Origin of the sequence: Streptomyces sp. NPDC006235 (assembly GCF_040613735.1) — a bacterium.
Lineage (GTDB): Bacteria > Actinomycetota > Actinomycetes > Streptomycetales > Streptomycetaceae > Streptomyces.
Map to the genome: position 1 here is coordinate 1 of NZ_JBEXSR010000050.1, position 19,414 is coordinate 19,414.

17 protein-coding genes and 1 pseudogene are annotated in these 19,414 nt (G+C 70.1%); 12 read left to right on the top strand and 6 right to left on the bottom strand.

Annotation, left to right across the window (positions count from 1 at the left end):
• Window positions 1-356 precede the first annotated feature (356 nt).
• Entirely contained in the window at window positions 357-1,037 is a 681-nt protein-coding gene (locus ABZ192_RS37460; RefSeq protein WP_356928930.1) for a DUF6082 family protein, read from the top strand.
• A gap of 32 nt (window positions 1,038-1,069) precedes the next feature.
• A pseudogene (locus tag ABZ192_RS37465) lies at window positions 1,070-1,841 on the top strand (transposase).
• 62 nt (window positions 1,842-1,903) lie between these two features.
• Here ABZ192_RS37465 and ABZ192_RS37470 read toward each other — a convergent pair.
• A complete protein-coding gene (locus tag ABZ192_RS37470) occupies window positions 1,904-2,899 on the bottom strand; it encodes a helix-turn-helix domain-containing protein (protein ID WP_356928931.1) in 996 nt (331 codons plus the stop codon).
• Between the two features lie 71 nt (window positions 2,900-2,970).
• Here ABZ192_RS37470 and ABZ192_RS37475 point away from each other — a divergent pair, with 71 nt between their 5' ends.
• The 9 genes from ABZ192_RS37475 (at window position 2,971) to yicI (ending at window position 14,361) form a co-directional block, all read left to right on the top strand.
• Window positions 2,971-4,254 carry an MFS transporter gene (locus ABZ192_RS37475; RefSeq protein WP_356928932.1) on the top strand — a complete coding sequence of 428 codons (1,284 nt, stop codon included), beginning with the start codon at window positions 2,971-2,973 and terminating at the stop codon, window positions 4,252-4,254.
• Between the two features lie 214 nt (window positions 4,255-4,468).
• A complete protein-coding gene (locus ABZ192_RS37480; protein ID WP_356928933.1) occupies window positions 4,469-5,620 on the top strand; it encodes a S1 family peptidase in 1,152 nt (383 codons plus the stop codon).
• Window positions 5,621-5,813: 193 nt separating this feature from the next.
• Entirely contained in the window at window positions 5,814-6,236 is a 423-nt protein-coding gene (locus tag ABZ192_RS37485; RefSeq protein ID WP_243382203.1) for a DUF350 domain-containing protein, read from the top strand.
• Between the two features lie 123 nt (window positions 6,237-6,359).
• Window positions 6,360-7,421 carry a LacI family DNA-binding transcriptional regulator gene (locus ABZ192_RS37490; protein WP_356928934.1) on the top strand — a complete coding sequence of 354 codons (1,062 nt, stop codon included), beginning with the start codon at window positions 6,360-6,362 and terminating at the stop codon, window positions 7,419-7,421.
• A 132-nt stretch (window positions 7,422-7,553) separates the two neighbouring features.
• Window positions 7,554-8,765 (top strand): sugar ABC transporter substrate-binding protein, encoded by a 1,212-nt coding sequence (locus ABZ192_RS37495; RefSeq protein WP_356928935.1) that lies wholly within the window; start codon window positions 7,554-7,556, stop codon window positions 8,763-8,765.
• Window positions 8,766-8,775: 10 nt separating this feature from the next.
• Complete coding sequence (locus ABZ192_RS37500) at window positions 8,776-9,735, top strand: sugar ABC transporter permease (protein ID WP_356928936.1); 960 nt, start codon at window positions 8,776-8,778, stop codon at window positions 9,733-9,735.
• Between the two features lie 18 nt (window positions 9,736-9,753).
• The gene (locus ABZ192_RS37505; protein WP_356928937.1) at window positions 9,754-10,581 is read left to right on the top strand and encodes a carbohydrate ABC transporter permease; all 828 of its coding nucleotides are present in this window, start codon (window positions 9,754-9,756) and stop codon (window positions 10,579-10,581) included.
• Window positions 10,582-10,594: 13 nt separating this feature from the next.
• A complete protein-coding gene (locus ABZ192_RS37510) occupies window positions 10,595-12,019 on the top strand; it encodes a GH1 family beta-glucosidase (protein WP_356928938.1) in 1,425 nt (474 codons plus the stop codon).
• Entirely contained in the window at window positions 12,016-14,361 is a 2,346-nt protein-coding gene (gene yicI, locus ABZ192_RS37515; protein ID WP_356928939.1) for an alpha-xylosidase, read from the top strand. Before ABZ192_RS37510 ends, yicI begins: the two co-directional genes overlap by 4 nt.
• Here yicI and ABZ192_RS37520 read toward each other — a convergent pair.
• The 3 genes from ABZ192_RS37520 to ABZ192_RS37530 form a co-directional block, all read right to left on the bottom strand.
• Window positions 14,348-14,905, bottom strand: a complete 558-nt coding sequence (locus ABZ192_RS37520; RefSeq protein WP_356928940.1) for a hypothetical protein — start codon at window positions 14,903-14,905, stop codon at window positions 14,348-14,350. The genes yicI and ABZ192_RS37520 overlap by 14 nt on opposite strands.
• Before the next feature lie 44 nt (window positions 14,906-14,949).
• Window positions 14,950-15,402 (bottom strand): hypothetical protein, encoded by a 453-nt coding sequence (locus tag ABZ192_RS37525; protein WP_356928941.1) that lies wholly within the window; start codon window positions 15,400-15,402, stop codon window positions 14,950-14,952.
• A 63-nt stretch (window positions 15,403-15,465) separates the two neighbouring features.
• The gene (locus ABZ192_RS37530; RefSeq protein WP_356928942.1) at window positions 15,466-16,326 is read right to left on the bottom strand and encodes a helix-turn-helix transcriptional regulator; all 861 of its coding nucleotides are present in this window, start codon (window positions 16,324-16,326) and stop codon (window positions 15,466-15,468) included.
• Window positions 16,327-16,462: 136 nt separating this feature from the next.
• On the opposite strand from ABZ192_RS37530, the gene ABZ192_RS37535 reads away from it, so the two are divergent.
• Window positions 16,463-17,458 (top strand): aldo/keto reductase, encoded by a 996-nt coding sequence (locus ABZ192_RS37535; protein ID WP_356928943.1) that lies wholly within the window; start codon window positions 16,463-16,465, stop codon window positions 17,456-17,458.
• A gap of 33 nt (window positions 17,459-17,491) precedes the next feature.
• Here the strand turns inward: ABZ192_RS37535 and ABZ192_RS37540 are convergent, their stop codons facing one another.
• Together ABZ192_RS37540 and ABZ192_RS37545 are read right to left on the bottom strand one after the other, a co-directional pair.
• Entirely contained in the window at window positions 17,492-18,334 is an 843-nt protein-coding gene (locus ABZ192_RS37540; RefSeq protein WP_356928944.1) for a carbohydrate ABC transporter permease, read from the bottom strand.
• Window positions 18,335-18,337: 3 nt separating this feature from the next.
• On the bottom strand, window positions 18,338-19,297 hold the full coding sequence (locus tag ABZ192_RS37545; RefSeq protein WP_356928977.1) for a sugar ABC transporter permease: 960 nt from the start codon (window positions 19,295-19,297) through the stop codon (window positions 18,338-18,340).
• Window positions 19,298-19,414: the final 117 nt, after the last annotated feature.

Here is a 19,414-nt window from a genome sequence, read left to right on the forward strand (position 1 = left end):
AAACCCGAGACGACATGCACGACGCGTTCCTCCAGCTCGCCCAATGCATGATCCTCGCCCGCAAGATCCCAGCATTCTGAAAGGACCCCTAAGGGCTGTCCGTAAACGATCTTCGGGCCGATGCGGCGGCGGTCCCTCAGCAAGAGGCGCTCGCCTGGTCGGCGAAGGTGATCTGGTGCAGGCGGGCGCTGCCGAGCATGACGGCTGCACATAGGCTGCCCCATGGTTCGGCCTAGCCACTGGGGCAGGCTCGCCTGGGGGTGATTTACCTGATAGCTCGTCATCGGTCCGCGGCTGGAGCACCAGTGGCTCGCCGGGTGGGCAGGGCTCTGGGACTGGTCGCAGTTGCGGCGGCCGTGCTGGCGGCGCTGTTGTTGTCGCCTTTCGTGCTGCAGGACGTCGCCGGTTCCAAGGGCGTGGACTGGAACAGGCTGAGCCAGATCGGCGCCGCGTACGGCTTCACGTCGGCGATCGTCTCGGCGCTCGCATTGGCCGGTGTTGCCGGTTCGCTGATTGTTCAGAACCGGCAGGCCAGGGCGGAGCAGGTCCAGGGGATTCGCAGCTACTACCTTGAGCTGGTCCGCCTGGAACTTGACGACATGGCGCTTTACCAGCCTGTCTGGGGCGACACGGACATCGCCGATCCCCATGAGCGGAAACGGCATGTCTACGCCGACCTCATGATGAACTACGCGTGGATGGGCTACGAGATCGGGACCATTCGCGAGCCTCTCCTGCGGGACATGCTGTCCGGGATGTTCACCGGAGAGGCTGGGCGGCACTACTGGAGCAGGGCCCGCACCTCATGGACCGCCAGTTCGTCGGGAAGCCGTATTGGTCGTCGCTTCCTTGCCATCGTGGGCGAGGAGCACGCTCGTGCTATTGCTGCCGGACCGCCGACGCGCTCGGCCGTCGCCCCGAGTCCGCCCGACGTGCCTGCCGCAGGAGCGGCGCCCGTATGGCGGACGGCGGCCGGCGCCCTGATCGGCCTGGGTACCGGTTTGGCGCTCGGATCACTTTTGCGCAGTCGGCGCTGAGGGCCGTTGGGCACGAGTTGGATGATCATGGTGTGACTGGTGTGATCACGGCGTCGGAGCCGTCTTGGATAGCCCTGTTCTCCGGGCTGAGCCCGCGCTGCTTCGTGAAGTTGGTGACCGCGCTGCGGCGTGAGGGGGGGCCGACGCGGTTGGCCGGGGACGGCCCTGGAGCCTGCCTCTGGGGAGGACCGAGTGCTGCTGGTCACGGCCTACTGGCCCACGAACTTGACGATGCGCCAGCTAGCCCAGCTGTTCGGCATCTCGAAGTCTGCGGCAGACCGGATCATCGACCACCTCGGCCCGCTGATGTCTCTGCGGCCGCGGCGCCGGTTCTCCAAGGACACTGTCCTGATCGTGGACGGCACTCTGGTTCCCACCCGTGACCACGAGGTAACCGAGCAGTCCAAGAACTATCGGTACTCCACCAACCATCAGATCGTGATCGACGCCGACAGCCGACTCGTTGTCATGGTCGGCCGACCGCTGCCCGGCAACCTCAATGACTGCAAGGCATGGGAGCTATCAGGCGCCAAGGACGCCGTCGGCAGGACCACGGTGATCGCTGACGGCGGCTACCGGGGCACCGGTCTGGTCATTCGCATCGCCGCGCGCGGTCAGACCGAACTGCCGGCATGGAAAGAGGACCACAACGCCTCGCACCGCGAGGTCCGCGCCCGAGTCGAGCATGCCTTCGCCCGGATGAAGGGCTGGGAGATCCTCCGCGACTGCCGCCTGAAAGGCGACGGCGTCCACTACGCCATGCTCGGCATCGCCCGCCTCCACAATCTCACTCTCACAGGATAACGGCTGGTCGCACTGGTCAGCCCTGCGCCTCAACCCGTAGAAGATCGTTTACGGGACAACCCTTAGGGGCCGGTCCAAGTTGTCGAAGCCGCGCCGCGGGACTCGGAGAACGTGCGCCGGTAGGCGCTCGGAGAGACGCCGACGACGCGGTGGAAGTTCCGGCGCAGGGTGGTGGACGTGCCCATGCCGACCTGTTCGGCGATCTGCTCGATGCTGCTGTCGGTCGTCTCCAGCAGTTCCTGCGCGCGGCGGATGCGCTGGGTGAGGAGCCACTGCAGCGGACTGGTGCCGGTGACGGCGGTGAAGCGGCGGCTGAAGTGGCGGAGGCTCATGTTCGCCCGGCGGGCGAGCTCTGCGACCGTGACCGGCTCGTGGAGGCGTTCCCTCGTCCGGTCCAGCAGGGCCGGCAGGCCGTACTGGTCAGCTCCGGTACCCGAGCCGTGGCCGTCGGGCAGCGGGCTGGCGATGAACTGTGCCTGTCCGCCCGCGCGGTGCGGAGCGACCACGAGCCGCCGGGCCAGCGTGTTGGCCATGGTCACGCCGAGATCGCTGCGGACCATGTGCAGGCAGAGGTCGATCCCCGCCGCCTGCCCCGCCGAGGTCAGGACGTCCCCCTCGTCGACGTAGAGCACTCCGGGGTCCACGTCGACCTGCGGATAGTCGTCGGCCAGTCGCCCGGTGTACATCCAGTGGGTGGTCGCGCGGCGCCCGTCGAGCAGCCCGGCGGCGGCCAGCACGAACGCTCCGGTGCAGATGGAGGCGGTGCGCGCGCCCCGCTCGTGTGCCGCGCGCACCGCCTCCACCAGGTCGGCGGGCGCCCGCTCCATGGCCTCGTCGCAGGCGGGGACGATCACCGTGTCGGCCTTCACCAGGTCGTCCAGCGTGTGCCCGGTCTCCGAGCGCAGCCAGCCTCCGACGTTGGCTCCGGGGGCCCCGCAGACGATCAGTTCGTAACCGGCCCCGGCGGCCTCGGGGTTGCCGGGGCCGAAGATCGCGCAGGGGATGGAGAGCTCGAACAGCGGCATCCCGTCCGTCACGGCCAGGGCGACAAGCGTCATGGCACAAATTGTACGGTGAAAGTCGTTTCGGCCGCTTGAGGGCCTCGCGGGCCGCCGTCAGTGTCGTACGCATGAGCTGTTCGACATCGCATACGTCCCAGGAAGGTCCGCGAGGAGAGGCGCGGTCGTCGGGTGCGGGCGGCCGGGCCTGGCTGGCGATCGCTCTGGGGGTGGCTGCCGTGGGCTGGGGGGCGAACCAGTTCGCGCCGCTGTTGCTGATGTACCGCTCGGAGCTGGGCGTCCCGACGACGACGGTGGAGGCGACCTACGCCCTGTACGCGGTGGGGCTGATCCCCGGGCTGCTGCTCGGAGGCCCGTTCTCCGACCGGTACGGCCGCCGTCGGGTGCTGGTGCCCGCCCTGGTCGTCTCCGCGCTCGCCAGCGGGTTGCTCATGCCGGCCCGGTCCGGGACCGGCTGGCTCTTCGTCGGCCGGCTGGTCGCCGGTGCCGCCAGTGGAGCGGCGTTCAGCTCGGGCACCGCGTGGATCAAGGAACTCACCGTCAGCGCTTCCGGCCGGGACGAGCACACCGGCGCCCGTCGCGCGACGATCGGCATGACCACGGGATTCGCGGTGGGCCCGCTGGTCGCGGGTCTGCTGGCGCAGGCGGCACCGGATCCGGTCGTCATCTCGTACGTGCCGCACGTGGTGCTCACCCTGGCGGCGGTGCCGTTCGTGCTGCGCACGCCGGAGACCCACAAGGCCGACGAGGACGCCCCGCTCTGGTCCCGCCTGCGGTTGCCGGAGGAGAGCAGCCGCCGGTTCTGGACGGTCGTCGCGCCGCTGGCGCCCTGGGTGTTCGGCGCGTCGGCGATCGCGCTGGCCTACCTGCCCGGCCTGGTGCTGGACCGGCTCGGTGACGACGCGCTGATGTTCAGCGCGGTCGTGACCATGCTGACCATGGTCGCGGGCATCGTCGTCCAGCCGCTGGCGCGCCGGGTCAGCCGCCCGGACAAGCCGTATCTGATCGCGACCGCCCTGGGCATCGTGGTGGTCGGGCTGGTGCTCGGCGCGGTGGCCGCGGCGGACGCGCACTGGTGGATCGTGGGCGTCGCCGCGCTGGTGCTCGGCGCGGGCTACGGCTGCTGCCTGGTGTGCGGGCTGATGGAGGTGCAGCGCATGGCGAGCACCGAGAACCTGGGCCGGCTGACCGCGATCTTCCAGGCCTTCGCCTACCTGGGCTTCGGGGCACCGTATCTGCTCGCCCTGGTCGAACACACGGTGTCGGAGTTGCTGTTGCTGGCCGCCCTGCTGGCGGTGCTGACCCTCGCCTGGACGACCTACCGGGCCTCGCACAGCCCCAATCCGGGGAAACAGCCGGCAAAGGCCGCTTGCGGTTCGGTGGTTCGGAGGTAGTGGCACGAGCCGACCGCGCGCCGTCGGCGACTTGAGTTGCGACGGCGTACAACGGCCGCTGCTCCCCCGGCGAGCGCCCGCTCCGCAACTGCGGCCGGAATTGGCATAGACCTTTGTGTGAGCACGGGCTAGGCTCTGCCGCGCACATCACGAGAGCGCTCTCAAGCACTGCTGTTCCACCCCCACCCCGTTGGAACAACGAAGGGTCATTCCCTTGAGACGCACGACAACTCTGCGCACCGCACTGTCCGCACTCCTTTTGCTCGGCACGTGGGCGACCGCGAGCGCCCTGCCCGCCTCCGCCGCGGATGCTCCCGCACGCTCCACCGAAGCACCGGCCTCCCCCGAGCTCCTGTCCGCGATGCAGCGTGACCTGGCGCTGACGCGGAACGAGGCCGAGGCGCGCCTGGCCGCGGAGAAGACCGCGACGGCCGTCGAACGCAGGGCACGCAGCGCGGCCGGTTCGGCCTACGGCGGCTCCTGGTTCGACGCCGACAGCGGCCGACTCACCGTCGCCGTCACCCGGGCCGCGCGCGCCGACGCCGTACGCGCGACCGGAGCGGCCGTACGTCTCGTGCGGTACGACGCGCGGCAACTCGACGCGGCGAAGAAGAACATCGATGGGCTGTCCGCGCCCGCCGGAGTCGCCAGTTGGCACGTGGATCCGAAGGCCAACAAGGTCGTCGTGAACGTCGTCGCCGCGCACCGGGACGACAACGATGTCCGGGACTTCCTCGACCGAGCCCGCGAAGCGGGCCCCTTGACCGTGCGTCAGACCCCCGCCGCGCCGCGCACCTTCGCCGCCGGCACCGTGGGCGGTGACCCCTACTACACCGGCAACGTCCGCTGCTCCATCGGCTTCTCCGTGCACGGGGGCTTCGTCACCGCCGGGCACTGCGGCCGGCCGAGTGCGGCCGTGTACGGCTGGGACCGGTCCTACATCGGCAATTTCCAGGGGTCGTCGTTCCCGGGTGACGACTACGCCTGGGTGAACGTCGGCAGCGGCTGGTGGACGGTGCCGGTGGTGCTGGGCTGGGGCACCGTTCCCGACCAGCTCGTCCGCGGCTCCGCCGAGGCTCCGGTGGGCGCCTCCGTCTGCCGTTCCGGCTCCACCACTCACTGGCACTGCGGCACCGTGCTGGCGAAGAACGAGACGGTGAACTACAGCCAGGGCGCCGTCCACCAGATGACGAAGACGAGCGTCTGCGCCGAACCCGGCGACTCGGGAGGCTCCTTCATCAGCGGCGACCAGGCCCAAGGCGTCACCTCCGGCGGCTGGGGCAACTGCAGCGGCGGCGGCCAGACCTGGCACCAGCCGGTCAACGAGATCCTCAACCGGTACGGGCTGAGCCTGCACACGGCCTGATCCCTCATCAGCGCCACCGAGCGGGCTCCGTCACGGAAGTGCCGACGGAGTCCGCTCGCACTTCATCGCCCACACGGACCTGACCGGCTCCGCTGTGTGGGGCGCCGATCAGCAGGCAGAACGCATGCGCTAGATTTTGCCTCTCTTTGACCGCGATCACTCATGATCTCTACCCTTCGGAGTCGGCAACCCCATGAGCGACATCGTCAACGGACTCGGCCGGGCCACTGCGTACGGCGGCCTGGGGCTGGTCCTGTTGGTCCTCGGCATCGTCCTGGTCGACGTGCTGACGCCTGGAAAGCTCGGCCGGCAGATCTGGGAGCAGCGCAATCGCAACGCCGCCATGGTCCTCAGCTCCGCACTGCTCGGGATCGGCGGCATCGTGTTCACGTCCATCTGGACGACGTACGAGGACTTCGGCAAGGGGCTGGTCTCGACCGCCGCGTTCGGGCTGCTGGGGCTGGTGATGATGGCCGTGGCGTTCCTGGTGGTGGACCTGATCACGCCGGGGCGCCTGGGTGCGACGCTGGTCGAGGCAGAGCCCCATCCCGCGGTCTGGGTGACGGCGTCCTGCAACCTCGCCGTGTCCGCCGTCATATCGGCCTCCATCGCCTGAACCGCAGAGGTATTGCCCTTTCCGCCCACCCGTGCTTAAGGTCAGCCCGTTTGTCGAATCGATTCGATTGATTCGAGGAAGAGGAAGCCGACGGGCCCCGACAAGGGCCGGGTGGGGGCGGACATGGTCACGATCAAGGACGTCGCCGAGCGGGCAGGCGTCGCGCCGAGCACCGTGTCGTACGTCCTGACCGGGTCGCGCAAGATCTCCGAGGACACCCGGCACGCGGTGCAGGCCGCGATAGACGAGCTCGGATACCACCCGCGCGCGAGTGCCCGTACGCTGCGCAGCGCGCGGACCCGGGTGCTCGCGCTGGCCGCGCCGCGCGTGCCCGGGGCGTACCGGGCGATCGACGGGCGGTTCGCGATCGACGTCACCGACGCCGCCCGTGTGCACGGGTACGACGTGTTGCTGATGACGGACAGCGACGGCGTCGGGGGGCTGCGTCGGGTGGCCCGCAGCAGGCTCGCGGACGCCGCGGTGCTGATGGCGGTCGAGGACCGCGACCCCCGTGTCGAGGTCCTGCGCGAACTGGGCTTCCCCGGGGCGCTGCTCGGCCGCGATGATCACGCGGCGTTGCCCTGGACCGACCTCGACTGGGAGGCCGCCGTCGCCCTCGCCGTGCGCGAGACCGCCGCTGCCGGCCACCGGCGGATCCTCTTCCTCTCGTCGGCCGAGCACGAGGTCGCCGCACGCCGCGGCTATGCCCTGCACGGTCTCGACGGCGCACGGCGAGCGGCCGTGGAGACCGGGGCCGATGTCCGCGTGATCCCGTCCCACCGTGACGCGGACGTCCTCGCGCGGCGGCTGGGCCGGGCGCTGGCCGCGCGGCCCGTACCGACCGCGCTGGTCGTCCAGCACCTGATCCTCCTCCCCCGCCTGCTGGACGCGGTGGCGGCGGCCGGGTTGCGGATTCCCCGCGATCTGAGCGTCGTGCTCGTCGGCAGTCTCCCGGACGAGCTGGGCGTCCGGCATCTGCCGCGGATCGATCTGCCCGTCGCGGAGATGTCCACGGCCGTGGCCCGGCTCGCCATCGACGCGATCGGACCCGGCCGCGACGACCGGTCACCGACCGCGCGGGAGCCCGTCGCGGCACCTGCTTCGAGCAGGCCCTCCGGCGCGCCGCACCATCTGATCCAGCCGCGGATGGCCGGGCCCGTCATCGCCCCGCCGTCGCCCGGCTGAGCACTCGGACCGCCCGTACGGCACGGGCCGCGACGCTCCTTCGCCGGCCCACCGCATGTCCAGAGCCGCACATGTAACGGAGGATCACCCTTGCCGGTCTTAGCAGGACGCATCGGAACAAGACGTGGACGCGTGCCCGCGCTCGCCGCCACCCTTGCCTGTGCCCTCGTCGCGCCGGGGCTGGGCGGCTGTGCCGCGGAGCCCGACCCGGACACCGTCACCGTGCTCAACTCGGCGACCGACACCGCCGAGCACACCGCCAACCAGCGGTTCTTCGACCGCTGCGGCAAGCCGCTCGGCCTGAAGGTCGAGCAGATCAGTGTGCCCGCCGACCAGATCGCCTCCAAGGCGCTCCGGATGGCGTCGTCCGACTCGCTCACCGACATCCTGGAGCTCGACGGCTCGGAGCTGCCCCAGTTCGCGCAGACCGAGGGCCTGCGGCCGCTCGACGAGGTCGGGGTGGACACCTCCGGCCTCTCCGCGAGCGCGAAGTCCCTCGGCTCGTACGACGGGACCCAGTACGGCATCGCCCGTTCCGTCAACTCCCTCGCGCTGATCTACAACACCAAGCTCCTCAAGGACGCGGGCGTCGCCCCGCCTGCCACCTGGAAGGAGCTGCGAGCCGCCGCGAAGAAGCTGACCTCGGGCGACACGTACGGCATGGCGTTCAGCGCGAGCCCGAACGCGGACGGCGTCTACCAGTTCCTTCCGTTCTTCTGGTCCGCCGGCGGTGACGAGGCAAAGATCGACAACGGCAAGGGCGAGGCCGCGCTCCAGCTCTGGAAGGACCTGGTCGCGGACGGCTCCGCCTCCAGGTCCGTCGTCAACTGGAACCAGCAGGACGTCAACGACCAGTTCGTGGCGGGCCGCGCCGCCATGATGATCAACGGGCCGTGGCAGGTGCCGGTCCTCAGCGCCCAGAAGAAGGTGGACTGGGCGGTCGCGAGCATTCCGGTGCCCGAGGCGGGCAAGCCGGCGGTGCCGCCCATCGGCGGCACCGTCATGGCCGTACCGAAGAACGACGAGGACCCGGCCCGCGAGAAGAACGCCGGCAAGGTCCTGAACTGCCTCAACTCCGAGAAGAACCAGCTTGAGTGGGGCGCATCGGTCAACAACGTGCCCACCCGCGCCACGGCCGCACGGGCATACGCGCAGCAGAACCCGAAGCTCGCCGCGTTCGCCGAACTCGTCACGACCGCCCGCTCCCGTACGGCGAAGGTCGGCACCGGCTGGCCGGTCGTCGGCGACGCGCTCGCGGGCGCCTTCCAGTCCGTGCTGACGGGCCGGACCAGTCCCGAACAGGCCCTGCGCCGGGCCCAGCAGCAGGCCTCGGAAGGGAAGTGAGGAACCGGCCATGACCAGCATCACCTCCCCGGCACCCGCCACGGGTGCCGCCGAAGCGAAGTCCCCGACCGGCCGCGCTCCGGCGCGCCGCGGGCTGCTGCGCTGGCTCTTCGTCGCCCCCGCCCTCGCCTACATGGCGCTCTTCTTCGGCTACCCGCTCGTCCGCAACATCGTGATGAGCTTCCAGCACTACACGCCGAAGACGTACTTCACGGGCGAGGCACCGTTCAACGGCCTCGACAACTGGCGGGCCGTCTTCGCCAATGAGCTGTTCACGGACGCCCTGTGGCACACGGCCCTGTTCACCGTCGGCTCGCTGCTCGGCCAGTTCACCCTCGGCCTGGCCCTCGCCGTCTTCTTCTCCCGCCGCTTCCGGCTCTCCGGCTTCGTACGCGCCGTCCTGCTGCTGCCGTGGCTCGTGCCCATGGTCGTCTCCGCCGTCGTCTGGCGGCGCATCCTCGACCAGGACCACGGCATGCTGAACACCGCCCTCCACGCGGTCGGCCTGGTCCCACAGGACGGCGTGCCGTGGCTGAGCAGCCCCGGTGTGGCCCTGCTGTCGGCGGTCCTGGTCAACATCTGGATCGGCATCCCGTTCAACATGGTCATCCTCTACGGCGGACTCCAGGAGATCCCGCGCGACCTGTACGAGGCCGCGTCGCTCGACGGCTCCGGCCCCTGGCGGACGTTCCGCAGCATCACGGTGCCGATGCTGCGCCCGGTGATCACCGTCGTGCTCGTGCTGGGCTTCATGTCGACGGTGAAGATCCTCGACCTGATCCTGGCACTGACCTCCGGCGGGCCCGCGGACTCCACACAGACGCTGGGCACGGTCACCTACCAGCTCTCCTTCCTGCAGCTCGACTTCGGCCAGGGCGCCGTGGTGGGCAACGTCCTGATCCTCATCAGCGCGGTCTTCGCCGTGCTGTACCTGCGGGCCAACCGCGCCGACTTCGGCAAGGGGAAGTGACCGGTGATGAACCGACCGATGAAACGACCTGCGAGCCTTCTGCGCGTTCGTTCGGTGGGGAACACCGCCGCCGCGCTGCTGATCCTCGCCGTGCTGCTCTTCCCGGTGTACTGGATGCTCAACACCGCCCTTCAGCCCGAGTCGAGCATCGCCGCCACCGAGTGGTTCCCCCTCTCCCCGTCGCTGAAGAACTTCGACACGGCGATCAGCACGCAGGGCGGCTCGCTGCTCACCAGCTTCGTCGTGGCACTCGGCGCCGTCGTCGTCTGTCTCGCGCTCGCCGCGCCCGCCGCGTACGGGCTCGCCCAGTTCGGGCTCCGGGGCGGGCAGGGCATCGTCTTCGCGACGCTCATCACGCAGATGGTTCCGGGCATCGTCATCGCCAACGCCCTCTACAGCGCCTATGCGCAGCTCGACCTCGTCAACTCCTATCTGGGGCTGATCCTCGCGGACGCCTCGCTCGGTCTGCCGTTCGCGGTCGTGCTGCTGCGGGCGTTCATGGTGTCGATCCCGAGCGAGGTCGTCGAGGCCGCGATGGTGGACGGGGCGAACCGCTTCACGGCGTTCGTGCGGATCGTGCTGCCCATGAGCCGCAACGCCCTGATCACGGCGGGGCTGTTCACCTTCCTCTTCGCCTGGTCGGACTTCATGTTCGCGCTCACCCTCAACACCACGGACGACGTCAAGCCGATCACACTCGGCATCTACCAGTTCGTCGGCGCCCATGTCAGCGACTGGGGCGCGGTCATGGCGACGGCGGTGCTCTCTGCCGTGCCGGCCGCGGTCCTGCTCGTCGTCGCCCAGAAGTACATCGCCGCCGGGATCACCGGTGGGTCGGTCAAGTAGGCAGGTGGCTTCCGTGAGTTCCTCCGAGTCCGTCGAGTTCCCCGAGTTCCCCGCCGGCTTCTTCTTCGGTGCCGCCACGGCCAGTTACCAGATCGAGGGCGCGTACGACGAGGACGGCAGAGGCCCGTCCATCTGGGACACCTTCTGCCGCGAGCCCGGGCGCGTCGCGGACGGCGCCACCAGTGACGTCGCCTGCGACCACTACCACCGCTACCACGAGGACATCGCGCTGCTTCGCGAGCTGGGCGTGGACAGCTACCGCTTCTCCGTCGCCTGGCCGCGTGTCCAGCCGGCCGGCTCCGGCCCCGTCAACACGGCCGGGCTCGACTTCTACGACCGGCTCGTCGACGAGCTGCTGGCCTCCGGCATCTCCCCCGCCGCCACCCTCTACCACTGGGACCTCCCCCAGGCCCTGGAGGACCGGGGCGGCTGGCGGGTACGCGAGACGGCGGAGCGGTTCGCCGAGTACGCCGGGGTGGTCGCCGCCCGGCTCGGCGACCGGGTGGACCGCTGGATCACGCTCAACGAGCCTTTCTGCAGCGCCTTCGTCGGCTACGCGGCGGGCGCCCACGCCCCGGGCGCCCGGGAGGGACGCGGCGCGCTCGCCGCCGCACACCATCTGCTCGTCGGGCACGGGCTGGCCGTGCACGCACTGCGCGCGGCAGGGGCGCGGGAGGTCGGGATCACGCTCAACCCCGACCGGCTGCTGCCGGCCACGGACTCCCCCGCCGACCTGGCCGCCGCACGCCGCGTCGAGACGCTCCACAACGACGTGTGGTTCGAGCCGCTGTTCGCCGGGCGCTACCCGGAGCACGAAACCGAGACCTGGGGCGAGCTGCTGCCCGGCGGCGACGGCTCGTACCGCCTCGACGGCGACCTCGGTCTCATCGGCGCGCCGCTCGACTTCGTCGGCATCAACTACTACCGGCCGATCACCGTCTCCGACGCCCCGTACCGCGACGCGGACCCGGCCACCCGCACCGCGGTCGACGTCCGGGCCGAGGAGACCTGGCGCGAGGACGTCCGCCACACCACCATGGGCTGGCCCGTCGTCCCGCACACCTTCACGGATCTGCTGGTCGACCTGGCCGAGCGCTACCCCGCGCTGCCACCGATCCTGATCACCGAGAACGGCTCGGCGGAGGCGGACACCGTCGACGCCGACGGCCGGGTCCGCGACGGAGAGCGGATCGACTACCTCCACAGCCATCTGGACGCGCTCGCCGCCGCCGTGCGCGCGGGCGTCGACGTGCGCGGCTACTACGTGTGGTCGCTGCTGGACAACTTCGAGTGGGCCCGCGGCTACGGCCAGCGCTTCGGCATCGTCCGGGTCGACTACGACACGCACGTACGCACACCCAAGGACAGCTACCGCTGGTACCAGCGGCTGATCGCCGCCCACCGCGCCCGAACCACCCCTGGTGAGGACCCCCGATGAAGTTCACCGACGGCTACTGGATGATGCGCGAAGGCGTCCGGGCGTCGTACGCCGCCGAAGTCGCCGACGTCCGCGTCGACGAGGACCGGTTCACGCTCTACGCGCCCGTGCGCCACGTCACGCGCCGCGGCCAGACCCTCAACAGCCCGCTGCTGACCGTCGAGTGCTGGTCCCCCGCCGAGGGCGTGATCGGTATCCGCTCCACCCATCACGCCGGCGCTGCCGAGCGCGTCCCGGAGTTCGCGCTGCGCACCGAGCCCGGGCACGCGGCAAGGGTCACCTGGGAGGGCTCGCTGCTGGAACTCACGGCCGGGGAGCTGTCCTTGCGCGTGGACACCGCAGCCCCCTGGCGGCTGGACTTCACCGCGGACGGTCGCGTCCTCACCTCGGCGAAGGCGCGCGGCACCGGCTTCGCGGTCACGGGCGACGGCAACCACTACTCGCTGGCGCAACTCACGCTCGACGTCGGCGAATTGGTGTACGGGCTCGGCGAACGGTTCACGCCGTTCGTGAAGAACGGCCAGAGCGTGGACATCTGGCAGGCCGACGGCGGCACCGCGAGCGAGCAGGCGTACAAGAACGTCCCCTTCCACCTCACGAATCGCGGCTACGGCGTCTTCGTGAACCACCCCGGCAAGGTGAGCTACGAGCTCGACTCGGAGGCCGTCGGGCAGGTGCAGTTCAGCGTCGAGGACCAGTCGCTGGAGTACTTCGTGGTGTACGGTCCGACGCCCAAGGACGTCCTGGAGCGCTACACGGCGCTGACCGGCCGCCCGGCACTGCCGCCGGCCTGGTCGTTCGGGCTGTGGCTGTCGACGTCGTTCACGACCTCGTACGACGAGGAGACGGTGAACCGGTTCGTACGCGGGATGGCCGAGCGCGACATCCCGCTGGGCGTCTTCCACTTCGACTGCTTCTGGATGCGCGAGTACCAGTGGTGCGACTTCACCTGGGACCCGGAGGTGTTCCCGGACCCGGAGGGCATGCTGCGCCGGCTGAAGGAGGAGCACGGCCTGCGCGTGTCCGTGTGGATCAACCCGTACATCGCGCAGAAGTCGCCGCTGTTCGCGGAGGCCAAGCGGCACGGCCATCTGGTCCGCAGGGCCAACGGCGACGTGTGGCAGTGGGACCTGTGGCAGGCCGGCATGGCCCTGGTCGACTTCACCGACCCGGACGCGCGCCAGTGGTACGCGGGCAAGCTGCGCGCGCTCACCGCGCAGGGCGTCGACGGCTTCAAGACCGACTTCGGCGAACGGATCCCGACCGATGTGGTCTGGCACGACGGCTCCGACCCGGAGCGCATGCACAACTACTACACCCAGCTCTACAACGAGACGGTCTTCGAGGTGCTGAGCGAGGCCCGCGGCGCCGGTGAGGCCGTGCTCTTCGCCCGCTCGGCGACGGCGGGCGGACAGCGGTTCCCCGTGCACTGGGGCGGCGACTGCGAGTCGCACTTCGGCGCGATGGCCGAGTCGCTGCGCGGCGGGCTGTCGCTCGGCCTGTCCGGGTTCGGCTTCTGGAGCCATGACATCGGCGGCTTCGAGAGCACGCCGACGCCCGAAGTCTTCAAGCGGTGGGTGCAGTTCGGACTGCTGTCGTCGCACAGCCGGCTGCACGGCAGCGAGTCGTACCGGGTGCCGTGGGACTACGACGAGGAGGCGGTCACCGTCACCCGCGACTTCACCCGGCTCAAGCACCGGCTCATGCCCTACCTGTTCCGTGCGGCCCAGCAGGCCGCCGAGCGCGGCACGCCGATGATGCGGGCGATGGTTCTGGAGTTCCCCGACGATCCGGCCTGCCACACCCTCGACCGGCAGTACATGCTCGGCGACGACCTGCTCGTCGCCCCCGTGTTCTCGGCCGACGGCGTCGTCGACCACTACGTCCCGGACGGCACCTGGACACATCTGCTGTCGGGCGAACAGGTCCAGGGGCCGGGCTGGCGGCGCGAGCGCTACGGCTACGACAGCCTGCCCCTGCTGGCCCGGCCCGGCTCGGTCATCCCGTACGGCGAGAGCGACGACGCGGCGGAGTACGACTGGGCGCACGGGGTGACGCTGCGGATCCACACCCCCGTCGACGGTGCGACGGTCGTGACACGGATCCCGGCCCCGGGTACCCGGGACGGCTCGGCGGCCGTCTTCCGGACGACCCGCGACGGCGACACGGTCACGGTCGAGGCGGAGGGGGCACCGGGACCGTGGCAGGTGCTCCTGGTCGGAGCGCAGGCGGAACCCGGCGACACGGGATGCCCGGCGTCGGCCGAACGGACCGCGCTCGGCACTCTTCTCGCCGTGGCCGCGGGCACGGCCCGCCTCACGGCACGGCTCACCGGGAGCTGACGTCCTTCACCGAGGTCGGCCCCAGCTGCTTGGCGCTGGCGTACTCCGGCATGGTCATGGGCTTGTCGAACAGGAAGAACGACTGGTTCGTGCCGACCGTGAACTCCATGTACGCGCCCGTCGTCGCGTCGAGACCGTAGTAGGCGTTGCAGGTGGAACCCGACGAGTAGGTGCCGTCCATGCCGGGCTGCGCGAGGATCGCGACGCCGTGGGAGGAGGACTCCACCTTCTCCGTCGGAGTGAGCATCTTGCAGGGCGGCACCGGCAGGCCCTTCATGACGAAGTACCCGTACTCGCCCTTGGCGTTCTGGATGTAGACGTACGAGAGCTTGCCCCGCTTCCCCCACGTGTTGATCCACTGGTTGATCGCTTCGCGGGTCGGCGAGTACTCCATGCGACCCGCCGGCTGCTGGGCCACGAGGTGGTCGTAGTTCTCCTGCTTGGCCTTGTTCTCCTTGTCCTGGCTGGAGTCCGTGCAGGACGTCAGGGCGAGGTCCACGACGAGCGCGACGACGGCCAGGGCCATGCGTGGGAACTTCTTCATGCGGTGTGCCCTCTTCCCTGGAGGAGACGGGGACGAGACGGAGATCAGTCCGTGCACGTCGTGCGCTCGGCTGTGGCATCCAGCCGGTACGGCAGATCCTTGTCGCGGAAAGGCGCGCGGTGCTCCTGTGCGGCCTTCGAGTTGTAGGCGTTGACCGACTCGATCCGCGTGGCCTTCAGCGCGGTGATCGACTGGTCGATCTGCGTCGTTCGCGTCTTGGAAGCGGTCTTCCGCTCCTCCCGGAGCGCCTGGATCGTCCCTTCGGCGTTCTGCACGGCCTCGCACAGACCGAGGAACTCCTCGTACGCGGTCTGCCGGAACTCTCCCGAGCCGACGGTGTTCTCGCGCTTGTCCGCCTCACCGCGGAACGGGGCGGTGATCCACCCGGCGCCGCCGAAGGCGAACCCCCCGATCACGTACACCACCGCCAGGCCGATGACGCCGCCGACGACCCAAGCCCCCAGCCGTGCCCCCTCCCGTACCTGCCCCATGGCCATCCCCCTTTGCAGGAAGCTCCAGCACACCCTGCATCCGTGTGAAGGAGTTGCAGGCAGCCGATGCTAGGGACGGGTATCCGGGACCGGTCCCGTGGGGAATTCCTCGACACCGACCACCCGCAGCAACTCCAGCCGCTCGCGGGTCTCGGCGTCCGCAGGGGTGAGCACCACCAGCTGCTGGCCCTGGTCGGGAGTGACCAGGGTTTCGCAGTCCAGCAGCAGACGGCCGACCCGGGGGTGCAGCAGGGTCTTGCGCTCGGCACGCCGGACCGCCACCTCGTGCTCGGTCCAGATCCGGCGGAAATCGGCGCTCGCGGCCTGCAGCCGGTCGACGAGTCCGGCGACCGTGGAGTCGCCGGTCCGGCGGCCGGCGGCCGCGCGCAGGTCGGCCACGAGCCTGCGGGCGTAGCGTTCTTGTTCCTCGGGCGGGGTGACGGCGCGGGCCGCGGGGTCGGTGAACCAGCGGTATGCGGCGTAGCGGCGGTCGCCGGAGAAGAGCGTGAGGTCGCCCGCGAGCAGGAGGGCGGCCCGGTTCTGGGCGAGGACCTCGCCCAGGTCGGACAGGACCAGGGCGGGGGTGTCGCCGAGCAGGTCGAGCATGCGGATCAGGCCGGCGCGGGCCAGGCGGGCCACTGCGTCGGCGGGCGGGGGCCGGTGGCCGGCCAGGTGGAACAGGTGGTCGCGCTCGTCGTCGGAGAGGCGCAGCGCCCGGGCCAGCGCGCCGAGCAGTTGGACCGAGGGCTGGCTGCTGCGGCCCTGTTCGAGGCGTACGACGTAGTCCACCGACATGCCGGCGAGCGTGGCCACCTCTTCCCGGCGCAGGCCGGAGGTGCGGCGGCGGGGGCCGTCGGCGATGCCGACCTCGGCCGGACGCATCGCCTCGCGGCGGCGGCGCAGGAAGTCGGCGAGCTGGTCACGTCGCATGGTCCCCATGGTCTTCATGGTCCTCGCAACGGCCGGGACGATCCAGGGAGCGCCTCTCCCAGGACGAACGCTCCGCTCCCGTACGTCGCGGCGCGGGCCGAGGGTGAGGGGCAGACCGACGACGAAGGAGAACGCGATGCAGACACGAACCCTGGGCACCACCGGCCCGGCCGTTTCCGCGCTGGGCCTGGGCGCGATGGGCATGTCGGGCGCCTACGGCGAGGCCGACCGCGCGGAGAGCGTCGCCACCGTCCACGCGGCGCTGGAGGCCGACGTCACGCTGATCGACACGGGCGATTTCTACGCCATGGGCCACAACGAGCTGCTGCTCGCCGAGGCGCTGCGTGGCCGGGACCGGGACAGCTACCGGTTGAGCGTCAAGTTCGGCATGCTGCGAGGGCCGGTCCCGGAGTTCGGCGGGATGGACAGCCGTCCCGAGGCGGTGAAGAACTTCCTGGCCTACTCGCTGACCCGCCTGGGCACCGACCACATCGACATCTACCGCCCCGCCCGGCTGGACCCGGCGGTACCGATCGAGGAGACGGTGGGCGCGGTCAAGGAGATGATCGACGCCGGGTACGTCCGGCACCTCGGCCTCTCGGAGGTCGACGCGGCGACGATCCGCCGGGCGCATGCCGTGCACCCGGTCGCTGACCTGCAGATCGAGTACTCGCTGATCTCCCGTGCCGTGGAGGCGGACGTTCTGCCCACGCTGAGGGAGCTTGGCATCGGCCTGACCGCGTACGGAGTCCTCAGCCGCGGCCTCATTTCCGGGCACTGGTCCGCCGGCCGCACCGCCGGGCCCGGCGACAGCCGCGGCGTCAGCCCGCGCTTCTCCAGCGGGAACGTGGAACACAACCTCGCCCTCGTGGAAGCGCTGCGCCGGGTCGCCGACGCGAAGAGGTGCACGGTGGCGCAACTGGCCATCGCCTGGGTGGCCGCCCAGGGCGACGACATCGTGCCGCTGGTCGGCGCCCGCACCCGCGAGCGGCTGGCCGAGGCGCTGCCCGCGATGGAGATGGGCCTCACCGTTGACGACCTCGCCGAGATCGAGAAGGCGGTACCGCCGGGCACGGCGCGCGGCGACCGATACCCGTCCGCGTTCATGTCCGGCCTCGGCGTCGGCAACTGAGTCCGCCCCTCACTCACGTTCGAAGAGGCGCGTTCAGCCCTTCACGGCGGAGCTGGCGACGCCTTGGACGAACCACCGCTGGAAGAAGGCGAAGACCACCAGGACGGGCAGGACGAGCAGGACGCCGAAGGCGAGGATCTGGCCCCAGTCCGGGGGCTCCTGGCCCTGGAACACGCTGATCTCCAGCGGCAGCGGGCGCACCGAAGGGTCGGAGACCATCAGCACCGGCCACAGGAACGAGCCCCACTGGATGAGGAAGGTCAGGATCGCCACGGAGGCGAAGGCCGGCTTCGACATGGGGACGATGATCGCGAAGAACGTGCGCCAGGGGCCCGCGCCGTCGATGCGGGCGGCTTCTTCGATGCTCGGCGGGATCGAGCGGAAGAACGTGTGGAACTGGTAGACCGAGAAGGCGTTGGCGATGAACGGCAGCGCCAGGATGGGGAGGGTGTTGCGCTGGTCGTTGAACATGTAGAAGAGCGGCACCGCCACCGACTCGAACGGGACCAGCATCAGCAGCAGGATGAGGGTGAAGACGGCGTTGCGGCCGCGCCACTTCAGCCGGGACAGCCCGTAGGCGGCCATCGAGTTGACGAACAGGCCGCCGGTGACGACGACGAACGCCAGCAGCAGTGAGACGCCCATGAAGCCCCAGAAGTAGCCGGTGCTGTCGGAGTCGAGGCTGTCGAGGACGGCGGAGTAGTTGTCGAAGGACAGGTGGGTGGGGAGGAAGCCGGACAGGCCGTTGAGGACCTCGTCGGACGGCTTGAGGCTGCCCAGGAACAGGTAGATCACGGGCAGGATGAAGATGAAGGCCAGCACGCTGAGTACGGCGTAGTCCAGGAAGCGGCGCAGGGGCGTAGGGGTGGTGCCCATGGGTCAGTCCTCGATTCCGGGCCGGACGACGCGGCGCTGGATGAGCGTCAGGACGACGACGATCAGGAAGAAGACGACGGTGATCGCGGACGCCTGGCCGATGTTGTTCTGGTCGAAGGCGGTGGTGACGGCCTGGTACATCACGGTGCGGGTGGCGTCCTCGTCCAGGCCGCCGCCGCGGACGAGGACGTACACCTGGTCGAAGACCCGGAAGGACAGCACCGAGGTGAGCATCGCGACGAAGACGAGGGTGCCGTGGATGCCGGGCAGGGTGACGTGGCGGAACTGCTGCCAGCGGGAGGCGCGGTCGAGTGCCGCGGCCTCGTAGAGCTCTCCCGGGATCTGCTGGAGGCCGGCCAGGAGGATGACCATCTGGAAGCCGACGCCCTGCCAGATCGACAGCACGATGAGCGAGGCCATCGCGGTGGCGCCGTCGCCGAGCCAGTCGAAGGCGCCCCAGTTGCCGAAACTCACCGCGTCCAGTGCGGAGTTGAGCATGCCCTGGTCGCTGCGGGCCAGGATGAGGCGCCAGATCACGGCGACCAGCGCCATGGGGAAGACGACCGGCATGAAGAACAGGGACCGGAACAATCCGATGGCCTTGAGCTTGCGGTTGAGCAGGATGGCCAGCCCGAGCGCCAGGGCCGTCTGCACCGGGACGACGACCACGGCGAAGGTCAGGTTGTTGATCAGGGCCCGCAGGAACGGCCCGGACAGGTCGGGGTCGGTGAACAGCCGCCGGTACTGCTCCAGGCCGAAGAAGGTGGGCTCCAGCGGGGAGCCGAGGCGGACGTTGTAGAAGGAGAGCACCACGGCGTAGCCGAACGGCACACCGACGAAAACGATGAGTCCGACCACGGCCGGGGCGGACATGAGCAGTCCGTGCAGCCAGTCGCGGTTCTTACGGCCCGGACGAGTCGATCGCGTCGATCGCTTGGCACGCGCGGGCTTCACGGAAGTCATGGACGGGGCCTGCCCGGGGCCGGGCGGCGGCACGGCGGGCGCGGGTTCCACGGATGTCACGGGAGGGTCCTGTTCCCGGCGGGGCGGGCGCGCGGTGTGCGGCCCGCCCCGGCCGAT

Bases quoted from the DNA above. Each gene is read 5' to 3' on its own strand.
- ABZ192_RS37470 (WP_356928931.1), bottom strand. From the start codon at position 2,899: ATGACGCTTGTCGCCCTGGCCGTGACGGACGGGATGCCGCTGTTCGAG.
- ABZ192_RS37475 (WP_356928932.1), top strand. From the start codon at position 2,971: ATGAGCTGTTCGACATCGCATACGTCCCAGGAAGGTCCGCGAGGAGAG.
- ABZ192_RS37485 (WP_243382203.1), top strand. From the start codon at position 5,814: ATGAGCGACATCGTCAACGGACTCGGCCGGGCCACTGCGTACGGCGGC.
- ABZ192_RS37490 (WP_356928934.1), top strand. From the start codon at position 6,360: ATGGTCACGATCAAGGACGTCGCCGAGCGGGCAGGCGTCGCGCCGAGC.
- ABZ192_RS37500 (WP_356928936.1), top strand. From the start codon at position 8,776: ATGACCAGCATCACCTCCCCGGCACCCGCCACGGGTGCCGCCGAAGCG.
- ABZ192_RS37505 (WP_356928937.1), top strand. From the start codon at position 9,754: ATGAAACGACCTGCGAGCCTTCTGCGCGTTCGTTCGGTGGGGAACACC.
- yicI (WP_356928939.1), top strand. From the start codon at position 12,016: ATGAAGTTCACCGACGGCTACTGGATGATGCGCGAAGGCGTCCGGGCG.
- ABZ192_RS37520 (WP_356928940.1), bottom strand. From the start codon at position 14,905: ATGAAGAAGTTCCCACGCATGGCCCTGGCCGTCGTCGCGCTCGTCGTG.
- ABZ192_RS37525 (WP_356928941.1), bottom strand. From the start codon at position 15,402: ATGGCCATGGGGCAGGTACGGGAGGGGGCACGGCTGGGGGCTTGGGTC.
- ABZ192_RS37530 (WP_356928942.1), bottom strand. From the start codon at position 16,326: ATGCGACGTGACCAGCTCGCCGACTTCCTGCGCCGCCGCCGCGAGGCG.
- ABZ192_RS37535 (WP_356928943.1), top strand. From the start codon at position 16,463: ATGCAGACACGAACCCTGGGCACCACCGGCCCGGCCGTTTCCGCGCTG.
- ABZ192_RS37540 (WP_356928944.1), bottom strand. From the start codon at position 18,334: ATGGGCACCACCCCTACGCCCCTGCGCCGCTTCCTGGACTACGCCGTA.
- ABZ192_RS37545 (WP_356928977.1), bottom strand. From the start codon at position 19,297: ATGACTTCCGTGAAGCCCGCGCGTGCCAAGCGATCGACGCGATCGACT.